General features: G+C 41.4%; 17 protein-coding genes. 10 read left to right on the top strand and 7 right to left on the bottom strand.

Annotation, left to right across the window (positions count from 1 at the left end):
- The first annotated feature begins 6 nt into the window (after window positions 1-6).
- Both hslU and B1F84_RS01530 read left to right on the top strand, forming a co-directional pair.
- The gene (gene hslU, locus B1F84_RS01535) at window positions 7-1,335 is read left to right on the top strand and encodes an HslU--HslV peptidase ATPase subunit (protein ID WP_008465766.1); all 1,329 of its coding nucleotides are present in this window, start codon (window positions 7-9) and stop codon (window positions 1,333-1,335) included.
- Between the two features lie 61 nt (window positions 1,336-1,396).
- Entirely contained in the window at window positions 1,397-1,771 is a 375-nt protein-coding gene (locus B1F84_RS01530) for a gamma-butyrobetaine hydroxylase-like domain-containing protein (RefSeq protein ID WP_131690367.1), read from the top strand.
- A gap of 24 nt (window positions 1,772-1,795) precedes the next feature.
- On the opposite strand, the gene B1F84_RS01525 is transcribed toward B1F84_RS01530, so the two are convergent.
- On the bottom strand, window positions 1,796-3,676 hold the full coding sequence (locus tag B1F84_RS01525; protein ID WP_131690366.1) for a methyl-accepting chemotaxis protein: 1,881 nt from the start codon (window positions 3,674-3,676) through the stop codon (window positions 1,796-1,798).
- Between the two features lie 403 nt (window positions 3,677-4,079).
- Here B1F84_RS01525 and rraA point away from each other — a divergent pair, with 403 nt between their 5' ends.
- Entirely contained in the window at window positions 4,080-4,577 is a 498-nt protein-coding gene (gene rraA, locus B1F84_RS01520; protein WP_008465762.1) for a ribonuclease E activity regulator RraA, read from the top strand.
- Between the two features lies 1 nt (window position 4,578).
- The gene (locus tag B1F84_RS01515; RefSeq protein WP_131690365.1) at window positions 4,579-5,628 is read left to right on the top strand and encodes a formimidoylglutamase; all 1,050 of its coding nucleotides are present in this window, start codon (window positions 4,579-4,581) and stop codon (window positions 5,626-5,628) included.
- Window positions 5,629-5,632: 4 nt separating this feature from the next.
- On the opposite strand, the gene B1F84_RS01510 is transcribed toward B1F84_RS01515, so the two are convergent.
- A complete protein-coding gene (locus tag B1F84_RS01510) occupies window positions 5,633-7,357 on the bottom strand; it encodes a GGDEF domain-containing phosphodiesterase (protein ID WP_131691888.1) in 1,725 nt (574 codons plus the stop codon).
- Window positions 7,358-7,414: 57 nt separating this feature from the next.
- The gene (gene hutI / locus B1F84_RS01505; protein ID WP_131690364.1) at window positions 7,415-8,662 is read right to left on the bottom strand and encodes an imidazolonepropionase; all 1,248 of its coding nucleotides are present in this window, start codon (window positions 8,660-8,662) and stop codon (window positions 7,415-7,417) included.
- A gap of 110 nt (window positions 8,663-8,772) precedes the next feature.
- On the opposite strand from hutI, the gene hutC reads away from it, so the two are divergent.
- Genes hutC through hutH form a run of 3 tightly spaced genes read left to right on the top strand, consistent with a single transcriptional unit; the run spans window position 8,773 to window position 12,733 of the window.
- On the top strand, window positions 8,773-9,495 hold the full coding sequence (gene hutC / locus B1F84_RS01500; RefSeq protein WP_008465755.1) for a histidine utilization repressor: 723 nt from the start codon (window positions 8,773-8,775) through the stop codon (window positions 9,493-9,495).
- A gap of 29 nt (window positions 9,496-9,524) precedes the next feature.
- Window positions 9,525-11,204, top strand: coding sequence for a urocanate hydratase (gene hutU / locus B1F84_RS01495; RefSeq protein WP_076918856.1), 1,680 nt, complete (start codon window positions 9,525-9,527; stop codon window positions 11,202-11,204).
- Window positions 11,201-12,733 (top strand): histidine ammonia-lyase, encoded by a 1,533-nt coding sequence (hutH, locus tag B1F84_RS01490; protein ID WP_131690363.1) that lies wholly within the window; start codon window positions 11,201-11,203, stop codon window positions 12,731-12,733. The genes hutU and hutH overlap by 4 nt, the downstream gene beginning before the upstream one ends.
- Here the strand turns inward: hutH and B1F84_RS01485 are convergent.
- Window positions 12,730-13,500, bottom strand: coding sequence for an NADP-binding protein (locus B1F84_RS01485; RefSeq protein WP_131690362.1), 771 nt, complete (start codon window positions 13,498-13,500; stop codon window positions 12,730-12,732). The two genes, hutH and B1F84_RS01485, sit on opposite strands and share 4 nt — an antisense overlap.
- A 113-nt stretch (window positions 13,501-13,613) precedes the next feature.
- On the opposite strand from B1F84_RS01485, the gene B1F84_RS01480 reads away from it, so the two are divergent.
- The 3 genes from B1F84_RS01480 to mutT all read left to right on the top strand — a co-directional run bounded on the left by B1F84_RS01480 (window position 13,614) and on the right by mutT (window position 19,188).
- A complete protein-coding gene (locus tag B1F84_RS01480) occupies window positions 13,614-15,641 on the top strand; it encodes a methyl-accepting chemotaxis protein (RefSeq protein ID WP_131690361.1) in 2,028 nt (675 codons plus the stop codon).
- Between the two features lie 375 nt (window positions 15,642-16,016).
- Entirely contained in the window at window positions 16,017-18,725 is a 2,709-nt protein-coding gene (gene secA / locus B1F84_RS01475; protein ID WP_131690360.1) for a preprotein translocase subunit SecA, read from the top strand.
- Window positions 18,726-18,789: 64 nt separating this feature from the next.
- On the top strand, window positions 18,790-19,188 hold the full coding sequence (mutT, locus tag B1F84_RS01470; RefSeq protein WP_131690359.1) for an 8-oxo-dGTP diphosphatase MutT: 399 nt from the start codon (window positions 18,790-18,792) through the stop codon (window positions 19,186-19,188).
- 85 nt (window positions 19,189-19,273) lie between these two features.
- On the opposite strand, the gene B1F84_RS01465 is transcribed toward mutT, so the two are convergent.
- The 3 genes from B1F84_RS01465 to pmbA all read right to left on the bottom strand — a co-directional run bounded on the left by B1F84_RS01465 (window position 19,274) and on the right by pmbA (window position 23,524).
- The gene (locus B1F84_RS01465) at window positions 19,274-21,346 is read right to left on the bottom strand and encodes a M13-type metalloendopeptidase (RefSeq protein ID WP_131690358.1); all 2,073 of its coding nucleotides are present in this window, start codon (window positions 21,344-21,346) and stop codon (window positions 19,274-19,276) included.
- Between the two features lie 239 nt (window positions 21,347-21,585).
- Complete coding sequence (locus B1F84_RS01460) at window positions 21,586-22,065, bottom strand: DUF721 domain-containing protein (RefSeq protein WP_131690357.1); 480 nt, start codon at window positions 22,063-22,065, stop codon at window positions 21,586-21,588.
- Between the two features lie 109 nt (window positions 22,066-22,174).
- The gene (gene pmbA / locus B1F84_RS01455) at window positions 22,175-23,524 is read right to left on the bottom strand and encodes a metalloprotease PmbA (RefSeq protein ID WP_131690356.1); all 1,350 of its coding nucleotides are present in this window, start codon (window positions 23,522-23,524) and stop codon (window positions 22,175-22,177) included.
- Between the last annotated feature and the right edge of the window lie 21 nt (window positions 23,525-23,545).

Genomic DNA, 23,545 nt, shown 5'->3' with positions numbered 1-23,545 from the left:
CCCGCCATGTCTGATATGACCCCAAGAGAAATTGTTCATGAGCTTGACCAGCATATTATTGGTCAAGCAAAAGCAAAAAAAGCGGTTGCTATTGCCCTTCGTAATCGCTGGCGCCGTATGCAGTTAAACGAAGATTTACGTGCCGAAGTAACACCAAAGAATATTTTAATGATTGGCCCTACAGGCGTAGGTAAAACGGAAATTGCGCGTCGTTTAGCAAAACTAGCTAATGCCCCCTTTATTAAAGTGGAAGCCACTAAATTTACCGAAGTGGGTTATGTAGGCAAAGAAGTTGAAACTATCATTCGTGATTTAGTCGACGTTTCAATCAAAATGACCCGTGAACAACAAACCAAAAAGTTTAAACACCGTGCAGAAGAAGCGGCTGAAGAGCGCATTTTAGATGTATTACTGCCTCCAGTGAAAGATCAGTATGGTGAAGTTCAGCGCGATGAAAGCTCATCGACACGCCAATCGTTTCGTAAAAAATTACGCGAAGGCCAGCTAGATGACAAAGAAATTGATATTGATTTAGCGCAAGCTCAACCGAATGTTGAAATTATGGCTCCTCCTGGTATGGAAGAAATGACCAACCAGTTACAGGGCATGTTTCAAAATATGGGTGGTGATAAACGAACTAAACGTAAGCTTAAAATTAAAGAAGCGTTTAAATTACTTACCGAAGAAGAAGCCGGTAAATTAGTTAATCCTGAAGAATTAAAAGAGCAGGCAATTTTTGCGGTAGAGCAAAACGGCATTGTGTTTATTGACGAAATCGACAAAATCTGTAAGCGCGGCGAAGCCTCAGGCCCAGATGTAAGCCGTGAAGGTGTGCAGCGTGATTTACTACCGCTTATTGAAGGCTCTACAGTTAACACTAAGCATGGCATGGTTAAAACTGATCACATGTTATTTATTGCCTCAGGTGCATTCCAAATGTCTAAACCATCAGACATGATCCCGGAGTTACAAGGCCGCTTACCTATTCGTGTTGAACTTGAAGCACTCACAGCCGATGACTTTAAACGCATTTTAACTGAGCCACACGCGTCACTTACGGAGCAACAACGCGAGCTACTCAAAACAGAGCAAGTCGCTATTGAATTTAGCGACGATGCAATTGAGCGTATTGCTAAAGCAGCATGGCAGGTTAATGAGAAAACCGAAAACATCGGTGCGCGTCGTTTACATACCGTTATGGAAAGGCTAATGGAAGAAATTTCATATGATGCTTCTGAAAAAGCCGGTTCAAGCCTTGTTATTGACGCCGCCTATGTTGAAAAACACTTAGGTGCACTGGTTGAAGATGAAGACTTAAGCCGCTTTATTCTTTAACAGCCGTTTAATGTATACTAAAAGCCTCCAGCATGGAGGCTTTTTTGTAAGTGAGATGACGATGAAACAAGTAACTAAAGTGCACTATCATAGTGTGAGTAAAAATTTAGATGTGTTCTTTGATGATCATTCAGAGGCAACCTTCAGTACTGAGTTTTTACGGGTTCACTCTCCCTCAGCCGAGGTGCAAGGCCATGGCTCTGAGCCTATGAAGTTAGTACTTAATAAACAAACAGTGGGCATGAAAAGCATTACACCCGTAGGACATTATGCGTTGCGTTTAGAGTTTGACGACGGGCATAACAGCGGGTTGTTTAGCTGGCAATATTTGGCTAAATTACAAGCCGAACATACTAAGTTGTGGGACACTTATTTAGAACGTGTTAAACAACATGAAAATAACAAAGACAGCGTACCAATAAAGTTTGTTCCTTAAACTTTATTGGTTGTATAGCAAAGCTTAAACTTTATATTTATCTATCGCACTATGTAGCACGCGTGCTTGGGCTGAAACCTCTTCACTGGTTTGTGCGTTATTAGCCGCATGTTCTGACGCGCTTTGAGCGATATCACGAATTCGCACTACATTTTTATTCACTTCTGATGCAACTTGGCTTTGCTCATCAATCGCCACAGCAATTTGTGTACTCATTTCCATAATTGTTTGCACATCAAGTGTAATAGATCCTAGCAGCTCACCCGCTTTAGTTGCTTGTGTTGCACTTTCGCCACCTTGAGCTCGACATTGATGCATAATACTTACTACCTCTTGAGTGCGCTGTTGCAAGGTATTAATAATACCTTCTATCTCGCTAGTAGACTCTTGCGTACGCTGGGCCAGTGAACGTACTTCATCGGCAACAACCGCAAAGCCGCGACCTTGCTCACCGGCTCTCGCCGCTTCAATAGCCGCATTTAAAGCCAGTAAATTAGTTTGTTCAGCAATAGCACGAATTACATCAAGCACTGAGCCAATAGTTTCACCATCTTTTTCAAGCTGTGACACCACTCCTGAAGCATTAACCAAAGAATCAGATAGCGCATTAATGTGCTTAATGGTTGACTCAACCTCAACCTGACCTTGTAAGGCACTCTCGTTAGTCGACTCTGCCTTTTTAGCCGCAGCTTCAGTATTATGTGAAATATCTTGAATTGTCGCCTGCATCTCTGTCGCAGCGGTGGCTACCATGTCGGCTTCATGTAACTGCTCTTGCATTCCTGAGCTAGTTGCTGCCGTTGTGTTAGATAAATCTTCAGTCGCAATGTTTAACGTTTTCAATGCGGTATTTACTTCATAAATTAGTTTTTTGAAGTCACCAATTAAACTATTAAAGTCTATGGTCATTCTGGTTACTTCATCTTTTCCTTTATGCTCTATAAATAAACTTAAATCGTTATTGCGCCTAATTTCATCTATTGCTTGATACACCCTTTCAATAGGCTGAATAATTGAACGACTAGTTAAGTACACAAGCGCCATAACAATCACACTGGCAATCACAAAAATCACTATTGCTAATAATTGTGCTTGATTGGCTGTTTCACTTACTTGCTCTTTAGTGGCAGCTGTAATGTAAGAAACCACTTCATCACTCTTTTTAACACTTATCCTCATTTTACCCAAGGCGCCCGAATTTAAATCGACACCCAGTGCTACCTGTGCCTCTACTAACGCGGTAAATTTACCTTGGTAATTACTCATTAACGATGCTAATTGACTGCGGGTCTGATTGGGTAAATCGGCGGCGCTTACTTGCTGTTTTAACTCCACTGCTAATTTATTAAATCGGTCTAGGTATTTTGTATCCAAGCGTAACATAAAATCTTTTTCAGCACGGCGTAGCTGCAGCATGGTAGTAAGTAGCTGATAATTATTTTGCTCATTGAGTAACGTTTCAATACTGTGAACAGCTTCACGAAGTTCGCCGTAAAGTGCATCTTTGGGATGTAAGCCTATCTTACGTTGCAGTTTTACAACAACCTGAAAGTCATCATAGTATTGTTTTGCAAGCGCCGAGAATTGGCTTACCTGGGCCGTGGCAATATTTAAGTCTGTTGATAAAACAGATAGCTTTTCTAATTTAAGCTGCAGTTGTTTGTATTCTTTAGTGAATAAATCTAAGCTACTTTCATCTTTATAAAATAAAAAATCTTTCTCATATTTGCGCATCGAAAGCTCATGTATATCTAGCTCTTCAGCGTACTGAATTGTTTCATTTAATTTAAGCATAATACGTGCTTCATAAATGATGATGCATAGCATGACAATCATTGCTAAGCCTACAACAAGGGCGTTTAGTTGCAAACGGCGTTTTATCGTCAGATTTTGTAAAAAATTCATTGTAAATACCTATATTAAATTTGCCAGCGCAGTATAACGTGGTGCTTCCTTTCATTTAAATCATTAATTTTGAATAAAAAATAAAAAGGGTCGCCGGTAAAATTTAACCATTAACAAACTCCTTTTAAACAAATGGACAATATAAAAACCATTGGCCTAACAACAGTATTGCTCAATTTTACGACTCTTGCCACTGACTAAGGAAAATCTTCAACCGTATCAGCAAGCAATACACCTGTTTATAATCTTGTTGTGAATAAATGACAAGTTTATGAAAGAATTATTATTCTTATAATTGATTTAGTTCTAATTATGGCTAAATTTACTGCGATTAAGTCGTTGTTATTGCATATAAGGAGGGTATACTGAGTTTCTAACTTATGTATCTTTTGAGGATAAAATAATGGATTACAGCACTTCTGATTTATGCGACCACTTTGCTGATGTGGTTGACGTGCTTGAACCTATGTTCATCAACTTTGGTGGTCGACACAGCTTTGGTGGCCGCATTAAAACGGTAAAATGTTTTGAAAACAATGAACTGATCCGCCAATTACTTTCTCAAGATGGTACTGATCAGATTTTACTTATTGATGGTGGCGGCTCAACTCGCAGAGCATTAATTGATATTGAGCTGGCTGAGCTGGCACTTGAAAACAATTGGCAAGGCATTATTGTATATGGTGCATTACGTCACGTTGATGAGCTTGAAGAACTTGATTTAGGAATTCAAGCTATTGCATCAATTCCTGTTGCAGCAGACAGTGAAGGTGCGGGCGAAAGCGGTATAGGTGTTAATTTTGCTGGCGTATCATTTTTTGATGATGACTTTGTTTATGCTGACAGTACAGGTATTGTGCTTTCTGCTGAAGAGTTAGAACTAGAAATTATAGAACTGTAGCGTGGCCGTACCCCTTAAAATATATAACGAAAGCACGGTAAAGGAACTTTGCTCTGGCCGTGCTGGAGAGTTAAAAGCGTGGCAGTCGATGGCATTACTTGATGCCCGCGATAATATTCAACAAGCGCTTGCTGATGCCGTACAATTTGGTATGCGTTTTGTTTTACTTGGTATTTGTGAAGATATTGGACCGAGAGCCAACTTAGGAAAAGGCGGTGCACAGTATGCGTGGCCTGCTTTTTTACAACGTTTTTTAAACCAACCTCACAATGACGCTATCGCCATGCAAAAAGTTTTGCTGCTTGGTGAAGTCAACCTCGATGATTTAATGCAACAAGCACAACCGCTTGATAATCATAATCCAGATGACTTAGCTCAATTGCGTAAGCTGTGCGCTGAAATAGATGGGCGAGTTGAAGCAATTTTAAACATGATTTTTAAAGCGGGCCTTGAACCTATTATTATTGGCGGCGGGCATAATAACTGTTTAGGTATTATTCGCGCACTTGCCAAACATAACCAAAACGCAATTAACGCGATTAATTTAGATCCCCATGCCGACTTTCGCGAGTGTGAAGGTAGGCACAGTGGTAACGGGTTTAGCTATGCTTACCAAGAGCAGCTGCTCAATAATTACCATGTTATTGGCTTACATGAGCTAAAAAACAATCAACCTATTTTTAATGCCATGCAGAGTGCTAATTTTAGCTACACCAGCTATCAGACAATTAATGTGAAGCGCGAAATAAACTTAACGGAGGCAACCACCCATGCACTCCGTGGATTTGATAACGCACCGTTAGGAATAGAAGTTGATTTAGATAGCTTAACCAATATGCCTGCAAGTGCATTTAATTATTGTGGTTTTGATGTCAGCGATGGTGAGCATTATGTTTACTTAGCTGCAAGTGATCCCCGTAGTGCTTATTTACACTTATGCGAAGCAGCGCCACCACAACACCCCCACTCTATAGCCGCGGGTAACTTACAGTGTGGCCAAGTGATCAGCGCTTTAGTCAACACCTATTTACAGACAAAACTGAGCCTGTAAATGCTTAAAGTTCTTGTGCTTCTAACCATTGCTTAAACCAACTCATTAACCCTAAACTGCTCAATGGATGTCCAAAATAGTAACCCTGTGAAGCATAGGCTTTTAGGCTTTTCACAAATTTTAGTTGATCCAGTGTCTCGACCCCTTCAAAAATAACTTTCGTTTGTTGCTGGTTATGCATTTCAACCATACCACTTACTAAACTACGTATATTATTTTGATTACTAAAGTCTGCAGTTAATGCAGGCGATACTTTAATATACTCCACCGCTAAACTAGGTAACTTAGAAAGCAATACGGGATTATCACCCAAACCATCAACGCACACTTTTAAGCCTAAACTGTTAAGCCTTGCAATCATGGCTCTACCTTTATCATCTAGGCTAGTAAAAATGTGTAGCGGGCACTCTAGAATTAAATCACCTGGCCTGAGTTGATGTTCACCGATAATTCCATAAACAAAATCAACAAACTCTTCGTTGAGCATTTCTGGGCCAAATAAGTTAACACTTAAAGGCACCGACATTCCTTCCATACGAAGTGCCATGGCCAATTCACCTGCTCGTTCAATAACAAAGGTCGCGAGAGAATAACCAAGCCCTGCAATTCTAATATCGTTAATAAACCGACTCGCCGATAAAGTCCCTTGGGTTGGATGCTGCCAACGTAACAACAACTCTAAAAATTCAATTTGACCATCGTCATTTCGAATAACCGGTTGAAAAAACAGTTCGAACTCATCAGCAAAGTTGATATTCGCCAACTCAGTTAATCGCGATTGCTGCTCTAAATGCTCAATCGTCATTTGCTGATGATAAGCTACTATTTGTTTAGCTGGCTGACTATCAAGTGCTAGGTAAGCATGACTAATTAGATCATCAAAGCTGCTGCTTTGTTGATCACAGTGTACATAACTGGCTCTTACTTTTACTTCAATTGTGCAATTAGCTACATTAAAGGGCTTTAAAGTAGCACCAATAATTTGCTTTATAAGCTGTTGATGTAAATGATTATGGCTCTGTAAATCACAAATAAATGCAAAGTTTAACCCACCCAAATGCGCTAATTTAGCGTGCTCAGCAAGATAAAACACTTCATCGCTATCTAATAAATCTTTTATTCTATTTGCTGACTGCGATAATAATAAATCACCAAAATCTCGACCAATATGTTGATTAACTTGGGCAAAGCCTTCGAGCCTTAATACTATAAGTGCTGCGACTAATGAATCTTCATTGCTTAGTTCATTATATTTTTGACGTAACTGTTGTTTATCAGGGAAGCTGGCTAAAGGTGAGTTTTCAACATACACCTCAGGCTCAGTTTGTGGCTTTAAAGATGGAGCAACCTGCAGCGTATTATCTATTAAAAAATCACTGCTACTAAGCAGTAAAATTGGAATGAGTAGCCATGCCAAGTGCAGCGCAAAAAAGAGATGACCTGCCAATAATAAAACAAGTAATCCTGTGGCACAGGCACTGATAAGTAACGGTGCTTTTTGTTTTAGCAAATTCGCTTGATATAAATGAAAGCCAAAACCTAGGGCCAATAGCACAGCAAACCAAGGTATCGCAGTACTCACCATAGCTAAACCAATCAGCCCAGTGCATAAAAAGCTGAGCCTCATTACGTTACTTTTAACGGTTAACAACGCAGCAACCATTGCCATTAAAAGTGCACCACTTAAAAAAATAGCTAAATTGCTGTAGCTCAATAGCGTTCCATCCATAGCTGAGGTACTCACTGACATTAAATAAAACATAGGTTTAAGAGTTAAGTCTTATAATTAGCTAAGTTTACCCAATATCCATAGATTTAACAGTTTATTTACCCCAAACTGATAACTTAATTGTGCTGGATGCTCAATTTGCCAATGTGCTATATCAGCGCGAGCACCTACTTTTAATACGCCTCTATCAGTAAAACCAAGAGCCTGAGCTCCGTGTGCAGTGACTCCCATTAATGCTTGCTCTGGAGTAAAATTAAATAATGTACAAGCCATATTCATCATTAATTGCAAAGAACATAACGGTGATGTGCCGGGGTTAAAATCACTGGCAATTGCGATGGGAACCTTGTATTTATTTAACAGTTCAATCGGAGGGTATTTCGTTTCTTTTAAAAAATAAAAAGCACCGGGCAGTAATACCGCCACAGTACCTGCATTTGCCATAGCTTTAACACCGGCTTCATCAAGATATTCCAAATGATCGGCCGACAAACCATTATATTGCGCCACCAGCGCAGCACCTTGTTGATTGGATAACTGCTCAGCATGACACTTAATTGCTAACCCCAGCTTTTTAGCCGCATCAAATACTCGCTGCGTTTGCGCATAACTAAAGCCAATATCCTCACAAAACACGTCAACCGCATCCACTAAGTGATGTTTGACAAGGGTGTTAAGCATTTCATTACACACTAAATCTATATAATCGTCACTGCGATTTTTAAACTCTAAAGGTAATGCATGCGCGCCTAAAAAGGTGTTAATTATTTCAATTGGATGATGTTGGTTTAACAGCCTAGCCACCTCTAATATTTTTTTCTCATTTTCGATATCAAGCCCATACCCTGACTTAATTTCAACTGTAGTTACGCCTTCTGCTAACAGTGCATTTAAACGTTCTTTTGCGGCTACAAACAGTTGTTCATGATCAGCCTCTCGGGTTGCTTTTACGGTACTTGCAATTCCGCCCCCTTGCGCAGCAATTTGCTGATAACTCACTCCCTGCAAACGCTGCTCAAACTCCTGTGCACGAGAACCGGCAAACACTAAGTGAGTATGACAATCAATTAAGCCAGGCGTTAACCACTGCCCTTTGACACTTAATATCGGAGTGGCTAACACATCAAAATCAGGTAACTCAGTTTGTTCACCTAGCCATACTATTTTGCCATTTTTAATTGCTAAAGCCGCATTTTCTATCGCTCCATAAGGCGCATCAATGTTGCTATCCATAGTGGCAATATTGGCATCGGTGAGCAGTAAATCGATATCATTTAATTGCTCTGTGGATTCTGTAGCTTGCATAAATTTCTCCGCGATAGTGTTCAAACGAGTTTAACAACACATCTTGTATATACAAGATGATTGTGCCATCTTACTAGGTATTGTTTATTTTTAATATACTAAAAGTATTTATGCCAACACCTAAGTTTACGCAAATAAAGCAGTTTATTGTGGACAAAATACGCAGCGGACTTTGGCTTGAAAACCAACGCGTACCCTCAGAAAATGAACTAGCAAAACAGTTTACGGTAAGCAGAATGACCGCACGTCGAGCTCTCAGTGAGCTCACTGATGCGGGCATTTTAACTCGTAGCCAAGGGTTAGGCACGTTTGTAGCAAGCTTCAAATCACAGTCGTCATTACTTGAAATTAAAAACATCGCCAATGAAGTAAAAGAGCGAAACGGAAACTACAGCTGCACAGTGCAAGTATTGGAATCAATTAATGCCGTCGCGCCAATTGCAATTGCTTTAGGTGTGGAGGTAGATAGCGTGGTATATCGCAGTGTCATTATTCATAACGAAAACGACAGCCCCTTACAAGTCGAAGAGCGCTTTGTAAATCCGCCCCTTGCAAAAGATTATTTACAACAAGATTTTACCGCCCTTACCCCACACGAATACTTATCAACAGTTGCCCCTTTAACACAAGCAAGGCACACGGTAGAGGCTATTACACCAAGCAGTGAAATGTGCCAATGGCTTAACTTATATAATGAAGAGCCCTGTTTACAAGTAATACGCCGTACTTGGTCGGTAAACGGAATTGTAAGCTTTGCACGACTTATATCGCCGGGCAGTAAGTATCGCTTAGGCGGACAATTAACATTTAAAAATAATAATAAAAGCGCATAACGCTTAACACTATTTAACAGGAGTGAAAAATGAATCATCGACTGGACACACAGCGCACAATACGCGCACAGCATGGTAATCAAATAACCACAAAAAGCTGGCAAACTGAAGCAGCTAAACGCATGCTAATGAATAATTTAGACCCTGATGTTGCCGAGCACCCTCAAGCTTTGGTGGTGTATGGCGGGATTGGCCGTGCTGCGCGTGACTGGCCAAGCTACGACAAAATAATTGAAACGCTTGAGCGCCTAGAAGATGACGAAACCCTATTAGTGCAATCTGGCAAACCGGTGGGTGTATTTAAAACTCATAGCAATGCACCACGGGTATTAATTGCAAATTCTAACCTTGTTCCGCACTGGGCTAACTGGGAACATTTTAACGAGTTAGATAAAAAAGGCTTGATGATGTACGGCCAAATGACCGCAGGCTCTTGGATTTATATTGGTTCTCAAGGGATTGTTCAAGGCACCTACGAAACCTTTGTGGCTATGGCAAAACAACACTTCTCAGGCAATGCTAAAGGTAAGTGGGTATTAACAGGTGGCCTAGGAGGAATGGGCGGTGCACAACCATTAGCAGCAACCATGGCAGGCTTTAGTGCCTTAGTAGTGGAATGTGATGAAAGCCGTATCGATTTTCGAATAAAAACAGGGTACGTCGATGTAAAAGCCACAGACCTTGAGCACGCATTAAAATTAATAACCGATGCCTGTGTAAAGGGTGAAGCGCTTTCTGTGGGTTTACTGGGTAACGCGGCTGATGTTTTTAGTACCTTAGTAAAAAGTGGTATTACTCCCGATATAGTCACCGATCAAACCTCAGCCCATGATCCGCTTAACGGCTACCTGCCACAAGGTTGGAGTATGGAGCATGCAGCAAAAATGCGAATCGATAATCCACAAGCAGTGGTCAAAGCAGCCAAACAATCAATGGCTGTTCAAGTAACGGCGATGCTGGCACTGCAAGATGCGGGCGCGGCAACGACTGATTACGGCAATAATATTCGTCAAATGGCGCTCGAAGAAGGCGTCACTAATGCATTTGATTTCCCTGGGTTTGTACCTGCTTATATTCGTCCATTATTTTGTGAAGGTATTGGTCCATTTAGATGGGTAGCACTCTCAGGCGATCCCGAAGATATTTACAAAACAGACGCAAAAGTAAAAGAACTAATCCCTGATGATAAGCATTTGCATAACTGGCTTGATATGGCGCGTGAGCGAATTCAATTTCAAGGCTTGCCTGCACGTATTTGTTGGGTTGGCTTAAAAGACCGCGCGCGTCTAGCGGTTGCCTTTAATGAAATGGTTAAAAACGGTGAGCTTAAAGCACCGGTGGTTATTGGCCGTGATCATCTTGACTCAGGCTCAGTTGCCAGTCCTAACCGTGAAACAGAAAGCATGCAAGATGGCTCCGATGCAGTCTCTGATTGGCCTTTATTAAATGCCCTGCTCAATACCGCTGGCGGTGCTACTTGGGTATCGCTTCACCATGGCGGTGGTGTAGGTATGGGCTTTAGTCAACATTCAGGTGTGGTTATTGTTGCCGATGGTACCGATGAAGCAGAGCAACGCCTTGCAAGAGTGCTGTGGAACGATCCTGCTACCGGTGTAATGCGCCATGCCGATGCTGGTTATGACATTGCAAAAAACTGTGCACAACAACAAAACCTAGACCTACCTATGCTTAACAAGGATAAGTCATGATTTCATACACTCTCACACCAGGTCAGCTTGAATTAAATACCTTAAGAAAAATTAATCAATCACCTATAAATTTAACTTTGGCAACTGAGGCCGCCACGCAAATAGCAGCCAGCGCACAAACCGTTCAAAACGTAATAAACGAGCAGCGTACTGTCTATGGTATTAATACCGGCTTTGGCTTATTAGCCAATACAAAAATAGCGAATGATGAGCTAGAACTATTACAACGCAGTATTGTGCTTTCACACGCTGCGGGCATTGGCGAATTAATGGATGACAGCACGGTCAGATTAATGATCACCCTAAAAGTAAATTCTTTATCACGGGGTTATTCTGGTATTCGTCTAGCAGTGATTGAGTTTTTTATACAGCTACTTAAAAATGAAGTATACCCATGCGTGCCTAAAAAAGGCTCAGTGGGCGCATCGGGCGATTTAGCCCCCCTTGCTCATATGTGCCTGCCTTTATTAGGTGAAGGGAAAATGCGCTATCAAGGAGAGCTAATAAGCGCAGAACAGGGGTTAAAAATTGCAGGGCTTGAGCCACTGACATTAGCTGCAAAAGAAGGCTTAGCTTTATTAAATGGCACACAAGCCTCTACTGCATTTGCACTGCAGGGATTATTTAGAGCCGAAGACTTGTATGCACAAAGCTGTGTAATTGGCTCTATTAGTATAGAAGCCGCCATGGGCAGTCGCGCACCATTTGATGCACGTATTCATGAGGTTCGTGGTCAACAAGGGCAAATTGATACAGCGCAGGTATTTAGAGAGCTATTAAGCACCCACTCACAAATTAGTGACTCACATATTAATTGTGAAAAAGTACAAGACCCTTATTGCCTGCGCTGCCAACCGCAAGTACTTGGTGCGTGTTTAACCCAAATACGCCAAGCCGCCGAGGTATTACTGTGTGAGTCAAACGGGGTAACCGATAACCCGCTCGTTTTTGCCGATGTAGGGGATATTATTTCAGGCGGAAACTTTCATGCTGAGCCCGTTGCTATGGCCGCTGATAATCTTGCGATTGCCATTGCCGAAATTGGCGCCTTAGCTGAGCGACGTATTGCCCTACTGATTGACTCTAATTTATCAAAATTGCCGCCATTTTTAGTTGAAAACGGTGGGGTAAATTCAGGATTTATGATTGCTCAAGTGACCGCAGCTGCGCTCGCCTCTGAGAACAAGTCACTAGCACACCCGGCCTCGGTAGATAGCTTACCGACCTCAGCTAACCAAGAAGACCATGTCTCTATGGCAACCTTTGCCGCTAGGCGCTTAGTTGATATGGCTAATAATACGCAAGGCGTGTTAGCCGTTGAGTGGCTAAGTGCTTCTCAAGGGCTAGAGTTTAGAAAGCCGCTACATGCGTGTGAACAGGTGGAGCATGCTAAGGCGCTGCTACGCCAACATGTTAGCTATTACGACAAAGACCGCTACTTTGCCCCCGATATTGAAGCGGCCAACACACTACTAAGTGAAGGTAAGTTGTGCGACTTTATAAAAAACTCGCCCTTACCTTCTTATTAAATACCATACTGATAACTAAAACCCAGCGCTTCTATCGCTGAGCCAATAACTTTGCGCTCAGCGACTTCATCACTACTAAAGCTTGGCATTTGTGTGCCATACAGCTCACACTTTTGTGCATAATAATCTGCTTTGCTCGGGTGCGCAGGGTTAACTACATTATAAATACTTTGCCCTTGTGACCAATTGTTAAGTACCGCATAAATGGCATTGATCACATCTTGTTGATGCACCATGTTCACCACTTGCTGACTAGAGGTTTTGAGCTCTTTACCTGCCACAAACCGACCTGGCTCTCGATTTGGCCCCAACAACCCGGCTAACCTAAGCACTTTACCTTGCTGCTCTAGCACTTGCTCTTCTGCATCATAGAGCTTTATTTGTCGCTCGTTAGTGCCTGATATATCGCTACTTTCACTATAAACTCCGGGCTCTTGATCATACACCCCAGTCGATGAGCACAATAAAAAACCTTTACAATTAAGCTTAGTTGCCAGCTTTAATCCCTGTTCCAGCACCTGTGCATAATCACTTTCGCTGTCACGACTGCGCGGCGGTATAGCACACACCCAATACGCATTTTGTAAATCCACTTGGTGCTGCAGCTCGCCGTTTTGTAAAACAAACTGACGCTCAAAATCAAATTGATGGGTGTCACTACGATGAGTCCCTTGCACTTGCCAACCTTGTTTTTGTGCATCAATACATAAGGCTTGGCCAAGCCAACCTGCGCCAAGAACTACTAAGTTATCTTTGTTGGTTTGCACTTTATTTACCCTTTATTAAAAGCATAATCACACTTATTAACGCGTTTTATAGCGATAAAAAACAAAATATGATTAGATATACGATACTAAAAATAATAACAATACGTACACTTATGCTGAATAATCTCTCTTTACGAAAAAAAATATTATTACTAATTGGTGGTACGATTACCGTGCTGCTGATTCTCGCCTCCACATTTTTTATCAAACATATCGCCGACCTATCACGCGTTAATATTGAACGCGAAGCACAAAGTTACCTGCAAAGTGAGCAGTTATCAATGCAAGGTTACTTTGCTAGGTACGGAAAAGTGGTATCTACTTTTGTAAATAACCCACACTTAGTTAATTTTTTCGAGGCATGGGAACAACGTGATCAACCTGTGGCAAACGCTCCCGGTTACAGTGAAATAAATCAAGACTTTGTGCGCATTAGCGCCCATGATGAAAATATTCTCTCAGCATTTTTTGCCTCAGCAATTACAGGCGAATACTTTAAAGAAAACGAACGCACGTCGGATTATAACGGCCAACCTTATTACGCATATAAGCGTGGTTGGTGGCAAGAAGCCATGCAACTAAACAAACTATACGTAGGCCCTATTTCAGTTGATTTAACAACAGGCGATGCCTCAGCCGTAGTACAGCAACCTGTTTATAATGAGCAAAAAAAACTAATTGGTATTGGTGGCGTAGACCTGCAGTTAAATAAAATTAATGCCATGGTAGAAAGCATTCGCTTTAATAATCAAGGCTACGGCTTCTTATTAGACAGCAACCAAAAAGTGGTTCACCTTTCGAAAGCAACCAAACACGACTTGTCAATTACTGATGACGGCACTAAGAAAAAGCAAGGTTTAGATGGGCTAGAGCAACAGTTTGAAAACACTTCTGGCTTTGAGACACTTAATCAACAGATGCAAAAAAACCTACAAGGTAGTCACACGGTTACTTTTAAAGGAGAACAATACTATGTTGTTTATAGTCGCCTACAATTGGAGCAACCCTTCTTAGATTGGTATGTTGGGCTATTAATTCCAACAAGCTTAATTGAGGCCCCAGTAAACGATGCCGTTAAAAGCACCGTCACCACAGTAGTTATTATGTTGTTTATTGTGATTGTTATGATCATTTGGGCAACGCAGCTGATCTCTAAACCAATTGTAAAGCTAACGCATATTATGCGCGATATAGCCTCAGGTGATGGCGATTTAACCCAAAAAATTGATATCAATAGCCGTGATGAAGTCGGTCAATTAGCCAATCACATGAATACCTTTATTGATAAATTACGCTTGATGATGCGTCAAACCGCTACCCAAGCAGAGCAACTCAATGAGGCTGCCAATCAATTAAAAATAGTCTCTAGGAAAACCAACTCGGAAATTCAACAAGAGAAACAACAAGTAGATAGTGTCAGCGCCGCAGTAACCGAAATGGCCAGTACCGTGCTTGAAATTTCTCGCAATGCACAATATACCAATACCGCTGCCGAAGAAGTACAAATAATAACTACACAAGGTACCGAGCGTTCAACGCAGGCACAAGATGTAATGAGCGCATTGGCACTTCATATAGGGGAAGCATCTAAGGTTGTTACAGGTCTAGAACAAGAAAGTACCAATATTGGTGCACTCATTGATGTCATCAATTCTATTGCTGAGCAAACTAACCTTTTAGCCCTTAATGCTGCCATTGAAGCGGCTCGTGCAGGTGAGCATGGGCGAGGCTTTGCTGTAGTAGCTGATGAAGTACGCTCACTTGCAAGTCGTACTCAAGAGTCAACCGACGATATTCGTAATATGATTTCTCGTTTACAACAAATTGCGCAAAAAGCTGCCGTTATGATGCAGCAAGGGCAAGATCAAGCGCAAAGCTCTGTTACTCAAACCAAGGAAGTACTGGGCTCATTACAAAGCATCAAACAGTCGGTCACTAAAGTGCAAGATCAAAGCCATCAAATTGCCACCTCTACCGAGCAACAAACAGTGGTTGCAGAAGATATTAACACGAGCCTTACTGCTATTAATAACTTAGTTAATAGCACCGCTCACCATGCACACACTCTAGCCGATGAAGCACATGATTTAAGTGACTTAGCTGGGGCGCTCAATAAAACAGTTGCTCAATTTAAGCTTTAAAAATCGATGCCTGTAAACAAAGAATTTAAGGGTGAAATTTAAGCGTTTTACCCTTGTTTTTAATTTATTCAGCACCATATCCTTAGGGTCTGTTTATCTGCAGTTTTAATCAAATTTAGCAATAGAACACTATTTTTATGAGCACGATCTAATTTTTCTGTTTTAAATGAAGATCTTTTTCTTGAGGTAGTTTGATGTTTAGCAGAGTCTGGTATAGTAGCGCAGGTAATAAACAGTGCTTTTAAAGCAGCTTAATACAAAATTGCTAATTAATGTGTCCTAAAGGTTAATTCAAAGAATACATTAATTATCAATTGTAAAAAATGGGTTAGCCGATGCACGGCTAGCAAAAAAACACATTGTAACGGTTTTATCATGATATCTAATTTATTTACCAAGATTTTTGGTAGTCGCAATGACCGCACTATTAAAAACCTAAGAAAGACGGTCGCACTGATCAATGCACTTGAAACGCAACTAGAAGCGCTTTCAGATGAAGATTTAAAAGCTAAAACAGCTGAGTTTAGAGAACGTTACGATAACGGACAAAGCCTAAGCGATATTCTACCAGAAGCATTTGCGGTGGTACGTGAGGCGTCAAAGCGTGTAAACGGTATGCGTCACTTCGACGTGCAATTATTAGGTGGTATGGTTTTACAACAAGGCCGTATTGCAGAAATGCGTACTGGTGAAGGTAAAACCCTAACCGCGACACTTCCAGCATATTTAAATGGCTTAACAGGTAAAGGCGTTCATGTCATTACCGTAAATGACTACTTGGCTAAGCGTGATGCTGAAACCAACCGTCCACTATTTGAGTTTTTAGGCTTAACCGTTGGTTGTAATGTTCCGGGCATGATGCCACAACAGAAAAAACAAGCTTATGAAGCCGACATCACATACGGTACCAACAACGAATTTGGTTTTGACTACCTACGTGACAACATGGCATTTAGCATTGATGAACGCGTACAACGCCCATTATTCTATGCCGTAGTGGATGAAGTGGATTCAATCCTAATTGATGAAGCGCGAACGCCGCTTATTATTTCAGGCCCAGCTGAAGACAGCTCAGAGCTTTACACTGAAATAAATACCATTGTTCCTTTACTTGAACTACAAGAAAAAGAAGATGAGGAAGGGATTGAAGGTGATGGCGATTTCACTATCGATGAAAAATCTAAGCAAGTTCACCTAACTGAGCGTGGGCAAATAAAAGTTGAAGAGCTACTTACAGAGCGCGGCCTAATTGAAGAAGGTGATTCACTGTATTCAGCAGCGAGCATCACGCTACTTAGTCACGTTTATGCAGCCCTTCGTGCGCACAAGCTTTATCAAAAAGATGTTGACTACGTTATTAAAGAAAACGAAGTTATCATCATCGACGAGCACACGGGTCGTTCTATGGAAGGACGTCGTTGGTCAGAAGGTTTACACCAAGCTGTAGAAGCAAAAGAAGGTGTGAAAATTCAAAACGAGAACCAAACGTTAGCCTCTATTACGTTCCAAAATTACTTCCGCTTGTACGAAACGCTAGCAGGTATGACAGGCACAGCCGATACGGAAGCATTTGAGTTTCAGTCTATCTACGGTTTAGACACTGTGGTTATGCCAACCAATAAACCAATGATCCGTGATGATCGTGCTGATTTAGTGTACTTAACACAAGAAGAGAAGTACGAAGCCATTCTAGCAGATATTAAAGACTGTCAAGAACGTGGTCAGCCGGTACTTGTTGGTACTATCTCAATTGAAAGCTCTGAGTACTTATCGCAGTTTTTACGTAAAGAAAAAATTAAGCACAATGTACTGAACGCTAAATTCCACGCACAAGAAGCTGACATTGTTTCTGATGCGGGCTTACCAGGGACTGTTACCATTGCCACTAACATGGCCGGTCGTGGTACCGATATCGTACTGGGTGGTAACTGGAACAGCGAAGTTGAAAAGCTTGAAAACCCAACGGCCGATCAAATTGCTGAAATTAAGGCGGCATGGAAGATTCGCCATGACGCAGTAATTGATGCCGGCGGTTTACATATTATTGGTACAGAGCGCCATGAGTCACGTCGTATTGATAACCAATTACGTGGTCGTTCTGGCCGTCAAGGTGATGCTGGTTCAAGCCGTTTCTACCTATCGATGGATGATGCGCTGATGCGTATTTTTGCTGGTGAGCGCATGACTAACATGATGCGTAAACTAGGTATGCAACGTGGCGAAGCGATTGAACACCCATGGGTTAACCGCGCAATCGAAAACGCTCAGCGTAAAGTAGAAGCACGTAACTTTGATGTGCGTAAACAGCTACTTGAGTACGATGATGTAGCAAACGACCAACGTCGTGTTGTTTACTCTCAACGTAATGAATTGCTGGAAGAGGGTGATATTTCAGAAACGATTACTGCTATCCGTGGTGATGTGCTCGCTGGTGTAATTGATCAATACATTGCCCCACAAAGCTTAGCTGAGATGTGGGATATACCAGGGCTTGAAGAACGTTTAAAGCAAGATTTCTTAATTGAGTTACCAATTACTCAGTGGTTAGCTGATGACAATAAGCTATACGAAGAAAAACTTCGTGAGCGTATTGAAGAAGCGGTTGAACAAGCCTACAAGCAAAAAGAGGAAATGGTCGGCGACTCTGTACTGCGTCAGTTTGAAAAAGCAATTATGCTTCAAAGTCTTGACCAACATTGGAAAGATCACCTTGCTGCAATGGATCACTTACGCCAAGGTATTCACTTACGTGGTTATGCACAAAAGAATCCTAAGCAAGAATACAAACGTGAGTCGTTTGAATTGTTCTCTGAAATGCTAGAAAACTTAAAAGTCGATGTGGTCGGTATTTTAAGTAAAGTGCAAGTTCGGGCTGAAGAAGATGTTGAAAAAGTAGAAGAGCAACACCGTAAAAGTGAAAATGCCCCTCGCGAATATCAACATGAACAAGCAGAGCACGTAGGTGGTGAAGCACCACAAAGCGCTCAGGTTATGGCGCGTAGCGAGCCAAAAGTTGGCCGTAACGATCCATGTCCGTGTGGCTCAGGTCAAAAATACAAGCAATGTTGTGGCAAATTAAAATAACACAACTTTGAAAATAAAAAGCGACGCTTGCGTCGCTTTTTTTATGCTATTAAAGGGAGAAGTAATGACTAAGGTAATCATCAATGTCGCAGTCGGTGTTATTAAAAAAAATAACGCATTGTTTATTTGTAAACGAGCAGATAAGCAACATCAAGGTGGATTATGGGAATTTCCTGGTGGCAAAGTTGAAGCCGGAGAAACCGTGTTTCAAGCCCTAAAACGTGAGCTTCTGGAAGAAGTAGGGTTAACTATTCATAGTTCAAGCGAGCTTATCACCATTGAGCATGACTATGGCGATAAATGCGTACGACTTAATGTACACGTGGTGAGTAACTTTAATGGCCAAGCCCATGGCGCAGAAGGGCAACCAAGCGAATGGGTAGGCATTGACGAACTTGATAACTATGATTTTCCTGCTGCTAATGTTGAGATAATCAGCGCCATAAAAACGAAATATAGCTAGTAAAAGTAACTAAAAAGCCAGTGAGCATGATGCTCACTGGCTTTTAATTTTGCGATTAATGGCTCTAAGCTAATTTCAGCTCAAATTACCAAATTTTTACGCGATCTTCAGGCTTGATATACATTTTATCGCCCTCTTTCACATCAAACGCTTGGTAAAATTCTGGCATGTTCGACAAAATACCAATCACGCGATAATGACTCGGTGAATGTGAATCGGTCATTAAACGATTACGCAATGCTTCATCACGGTATTTACGACGCCAAATTTGCGACCAGCCCATAAAGAAGCGTTGATCGCCCGTATAGCCTTCAATAATTGGCGCTTTCGAATCACCCAGCGATAACTGATATGCTTTATAAGCGACGGTTAAGCCACCTAAATCACCAATATTTTCACCCAGTGTCAGCTCACCATTAACGCTGGCATCTTCAAACGGTTTATACTGATTATACTGCGCAACTAAGGCAGCACTTCGCTGTTCAAACTGCTTAAGGTCTGACTCGCTCCACCAATTACGTAAATTGCCATCACCGTCGTATTTTGCACCTTGGTCATCAAAGCCATGGCCTAACTCATGGCCAATAACTGCACCAATAGCACCATAGTTAACCGCATCATCCGCTTCTAAATTAAAGAAAGGAGGCTGCAAAATCGCCGCAGGGAATACTATTTCGTTATTCACTGGGTTGTAGTAAGCATTTACTGTTTGTGGCGTCATATGCCACTCAGATCGATCAACTGGCTTACCTAATTTAGCAATCATATCTGCATAAGCCCATTCACTGTATCGAATATAGTTGCCGACAAGTTCATCAGGGTTAATCGCTAAATCTGAGTAATCTTTCCATTTATCTGGATAACCAATTTTAGGGGTAAACTTATTAAGCTTTTCTTGTGCCGCCACTTTTGTTTCAGGGCTCATCCATTCAAGGTTTTCAATTGCCACTGAATAACCTTTGATTACGTTATCAACTAACTCTTCCATACGCGCTTTGGCTTCTGGTGGGAAGTTTTCTTTAACGTACACTTTGCCTAAAATTTCACCCAGCACACTGTTTGATGCATCAACAGCTTGCTTCCAAAGTGGTGCTTGCTCTTCAACACCGCGCAAGGTAGTGCTATAAAAATTAAACTTCAAGTCTACTAAATCTTTATTAAGCAACTGCGCGTAATTACTAACAAAATGGAATTTTAAATAATTTTGCCACACAGTTAAGTCGGTATTTTTGAAAATACCTGCAAACGCTTCAAAGTAACTTGGTTGGCGCACAATCAACTCTTGAGCATCAACACCGACCGCTTCAAAATAAGCGCTTAAATCAAACTCACCCATTAACTCGTTAGCTTCAGCTACCGTCATTTTATTATATGACTTAGTTGCATCGCGGCTTTGTACTCGACTCCACTGCGCTTGGGCAATAGTTTTCTCAAGCTCTATAATCGCATTAGCGGCATTTTCAGCGCTTGTAACACCCGCCTTTGCTAAAATGTCACCAATATAAGTTTGATACGCAGCACGAATTTTTGTGAATTTTTCATCATCTTTTAAGTAATAATCGCGATCCGGTAACCCTAAGCCAGCTTGATACGCATATAAAGCATTTTCACTAGAGTTTTTAGCATCATTATTTACATACCAACCAAACGGTAAGTCCCCGCCTTTTACTTGTAACTGCGCCATTAACGTCACTAAGTCAGCTTTATTAGTCACTTTATCAATGTCCGACAATGACTCTTTAAGCGGAGTAATACCAAGCTCTTCACGCGCATTTTTGGCCATATAACTGGTATAAAAAGCCCCCAACTTATACTCATCGCTGCCCACTTCTGCATCTGCATTAGTCGCAGCGCGCTCAAGTACCGTCTTCATTGCTTTTTGTGATTCATCATATAACTGAGAGAAGGATCCATAGTTAGACTTATCACCTGGAATTTCGGTTTTTGCTAACCATTGACCATTAACATGATAATAAAAATCATCCTGTGCACGAACACTTTCATCCATATTTTGTAAATCAACACCTAGCGCACCAGGAGTTGCAACTGGTGCAGTCACTGTTGTTGCTTCTGCTTTCATTTGTTGTGGCTTTTCACCGCAGCCAACTAAACCTAACGCCAGTGCAATACTAGCGGCAGTTAAGGTTATTTTTTGCATAAGGATTCCGTATATTAATTAATATAAATACGCATTTCATTAAGGTTTGATAACTCAAAAAAACAACAATAGGATGCAGTCTATTATCTGCTTAATGAAATACGCATCAGCTACAACCTAATTTAGGAAGTACTAACTAGGCATCATAAACCTGATTTAAATAACAATAAAATCGAATATGTAACAAAGTATTTTAAAGCCAGCAAAACAAACCGAGCAAGGTGTTAAATGGTATTTAATTAAGGTTTATTTTTACCATGTAAAGCCAAGCGCTGAAGCTTTTCTTTTAATGACGGAGGCGCAGAATCGGCGATAGCATTTAAATAATCAGCCGTTTGTTCACTCATTGTAAGGGAGTTCGTTGGTTTGCCATCAGCCGCTTTAGGTCGGGTGCTTAATCGTTGAGTTGCTTGTGGATTGGCGGTAATTTTTATTTGCCCAAGCTCTGCCATACCAGCTGCTCTAAAATGAGACTGCATATCCATTTTTAAATAGTTAAGTCGAAGTGCAATAGGAGCAGAAACAGCCTCGATCATCAGCGTACCATCACGATAATTACTTACTCGGCATTTATCGCCTAGCTTAGGGCCTAAGAAATCGCGTAACAACTGTTGCTGTGTATCCAGTGCTTGGCTTTTCCCCGCATAGGCTGCTAAACGGTTATTCAGCCCGGCCATAATGTCGGTTAATGGTTTTGGCGCATATCTATCTTTAGCCATATCACACCTTAAAAACATCAAAAGAAAGTTTGCTTAAATTAAGCTTAATTTAAGCAAACAAAGTGGGGTTATACCAATTCGCTAAATTAAGTACTATTGCAGTTCGGTATTAAGCACCCGCGACTTGCATTTGTTCAATCAGTACCGAGCCCGTTTGAATACCACCACGTCGCTCTATATCGCCACCAATGGCTGAAATACCTTTAAACATATCTTTTAAATTACCAGCAATGGTAATTTCACTTACTGGGTACTGTATTTCACCATTTTCAACCCAAAAACCCGCAGCACCGCGAGAGTAGTCACCGGTCACGGTATTTACACCCTGCCCCATAAGTTCAGTGACTAATAAACCTGTGCCCATCGTTTTTAATAGTGCGGCTAAATCTTGATGGGTTTGTTCAACTAACCAGTTGTGGATACCACCGGCATGACCTGTTGGCGTCATATTCATTTTACGCGCTGCGTAGCTCGCTAGTAAATACGTTTGCAACTCACCACCGTGTATTATTTCTCTGTCGAAGGTTTTAACCCCTTCACTATCAAATGGTGATGATGCTAACCCTTTTAGTAGGTGTGGGCGCTCTGAAATATTAACGGTTTTGCTAAAAACTTGCGTACCTAAGCTGTCCAGTAAAAAGCTGGATTTACGGTACAGTGCGCCACCACCAATCGCTGATACTAAATGACCAAATAATGAGTTAGCAATATCGGCTCTAAAAATAACCGGTACTTTCATGGTACCTAGTTTTTGGCTGTTTAGTTTTGCTAGTGTTTCTGCCGCTGCTTCAAACCCAACACTTGCAGCGTCTTTTAGCCCTGCTTGATCGCGGGAAATCGTATAGGCTGAGTCGCGCTGCATATGCTCGCCCTCTTTGCCTATTACCATAGTGCTTATGCTATGACGTGTACGCGGATAACCGGCGATTAAACCATGACTATTACCATACACGCGCAGCCCTTGGTGCGAAGAAAAGCTAGCACCATCAGAGTTCACAATTCGCTCATCCGCATTTAATGCGGCTTGCTCTGCAGCATGACATAAGTCGATTCCTTGCTCAGGGCTTACATCCCAAGGGTGAAATAAGTCTAAATCTTTAGGCGAAAACTCAAGCAATTCTTTATCAGCAATACCATTACACGGATCATCTGAGGTGAATTTAGCAATATCTATGGCTTTTTCGACCACAGAGCGCAATGTTTTTGGATTTAAATCAGCCGTTGAAGCAGAGCCTTTGTTATTACCAACATACACACTAATGCCTAAACCACCGTCTTGGTTAAACTCAATGGTTTCTACTTCGCCCATGCGCGTGCTTACCGATAGTCCTGAAGTGCTCGACATAGCAGCTTCTGCAGCGGTAGCGCCTAGCTTTTTAGCATGTTCGAGTACTTCTGAAACGGCGTCTTTTACTTGAGAAATTTGCGAATAAATTGGATCTTGGTGTTGGCTTTTCATAAATTCTGTCCTGAGCCCTGA

Origin of the sequence: Pseudoalteromonas sp. DL-6 (assembly GCF_004328665.1) — a bacterium.
Lineage (GTDB): Bacteria > Pseudomonadota > Gammaproteobacteria > Enterobacterales > Alteromonadaceae > Pseudoalteromonas.
The sequence above is the reverse complement of the archived record's forward strand: the minus strand, read 5'-3'. Positions and strand labels throughout refer to the sequence as shown.

Bases quoted from the DNA above. Each gene is read 5' to 3' on its own strand.
- secA (WP_131690360.1), top strand. From the start codon at position 16,017: ATGATATCTAATTTATTTACCAAGATTTTTGGTAGTCGCAATGACCGC.
- rraA (WP_008465762.1), top strand. From the start codon at position 4,080: ATGGATTACAGCACTTCTGATTTATGCGACCACTTTGCTGATGTGGTT.
- B1F84_RS01465 (WP_131690358.1), bottom strand. From the start codon at position 21,346: ATGCAAAAAATAACCTTAACTGCCGCTAGTATTGCACTGGCGTTAGGT.
- B1F84_RS01525 (WP_131690366.1), bottom strand. From the start codon at position 3,676: ATGAATTTTTTACAAAATCTGACGATAAAACGCCGTTTGCAACTAAAC.
- hslU (WP_008465766.1), top strand. From the start codon at position 7: ATGTCTGATATGACCCCAAGAGAAATTGTTCATGAGCTTGACCAGCAT.
- hutI (WP_131690364.1), bottom strand. From the start codon at position 8,662: ATGCAAGCTACAGAATCCACAGAGCAATTAAATGATATCGATTTACTG.
- B1F84_RS01480 (WP_131690361.1), top strand. From the start codon at position 13,614: ATGCTGAATAATCTCTCTTTACGAAAAAAAATATTATTACTAATTGGT.
- hutU (WP_076918856.1), top strand. From the start codon at position 9,525: ATGAATCATCGACTGGACACACAGCGCACAATACGCGCACAGCATGGT.
- B1F84_RS01530 (WP_131690367.1), top strand. From the start codon at position 1,397: ATGAAACAAGTAACTAAAGTGCACTATCATAGTGTGAGTAAAAATTTA.
- B1F84_RS01460 (WP_131690357.1), bottom strand. From the start codon at position 22,065: ATGGCTAAAGATAGATATGCGCCAAAACCATTAACCGACATTATGGCC.
- pmbA (WP_131690356.1), bottom strand. From the start codon at position 23,524: ATGAAAAGCCAACACCAAGATCCAATTTATTCGCAAATTTCTCAAGTA.
- B1F84_RS01510 (WP_131691888.1), bottom strand. From the start codon at position 7,357: ATGGATGGAACGCTATTGAGCTACAGCAATTTAGCTATTTTTTTAAGT.
- mutT (WP_131690359.1), top strand. From the start codon at position 18,790: ATGACTAAGGTAATCATCAATGTCGCAGTCGGTGTTATTAAAAAAAAT.
- hutC (WP_008465755.1), top strand. From the start codon at position 8,773: ATGCCAACACCTAAGTTTACGCAAATAAAGCAGTTTATTGTGGACAAA.
- hutH (WP_131690363.1), top strand. From the start codon at position 11,201: ATGATTTCATACACTCTCACACCAGGTCAGCTTGAATTAAATACCTTA.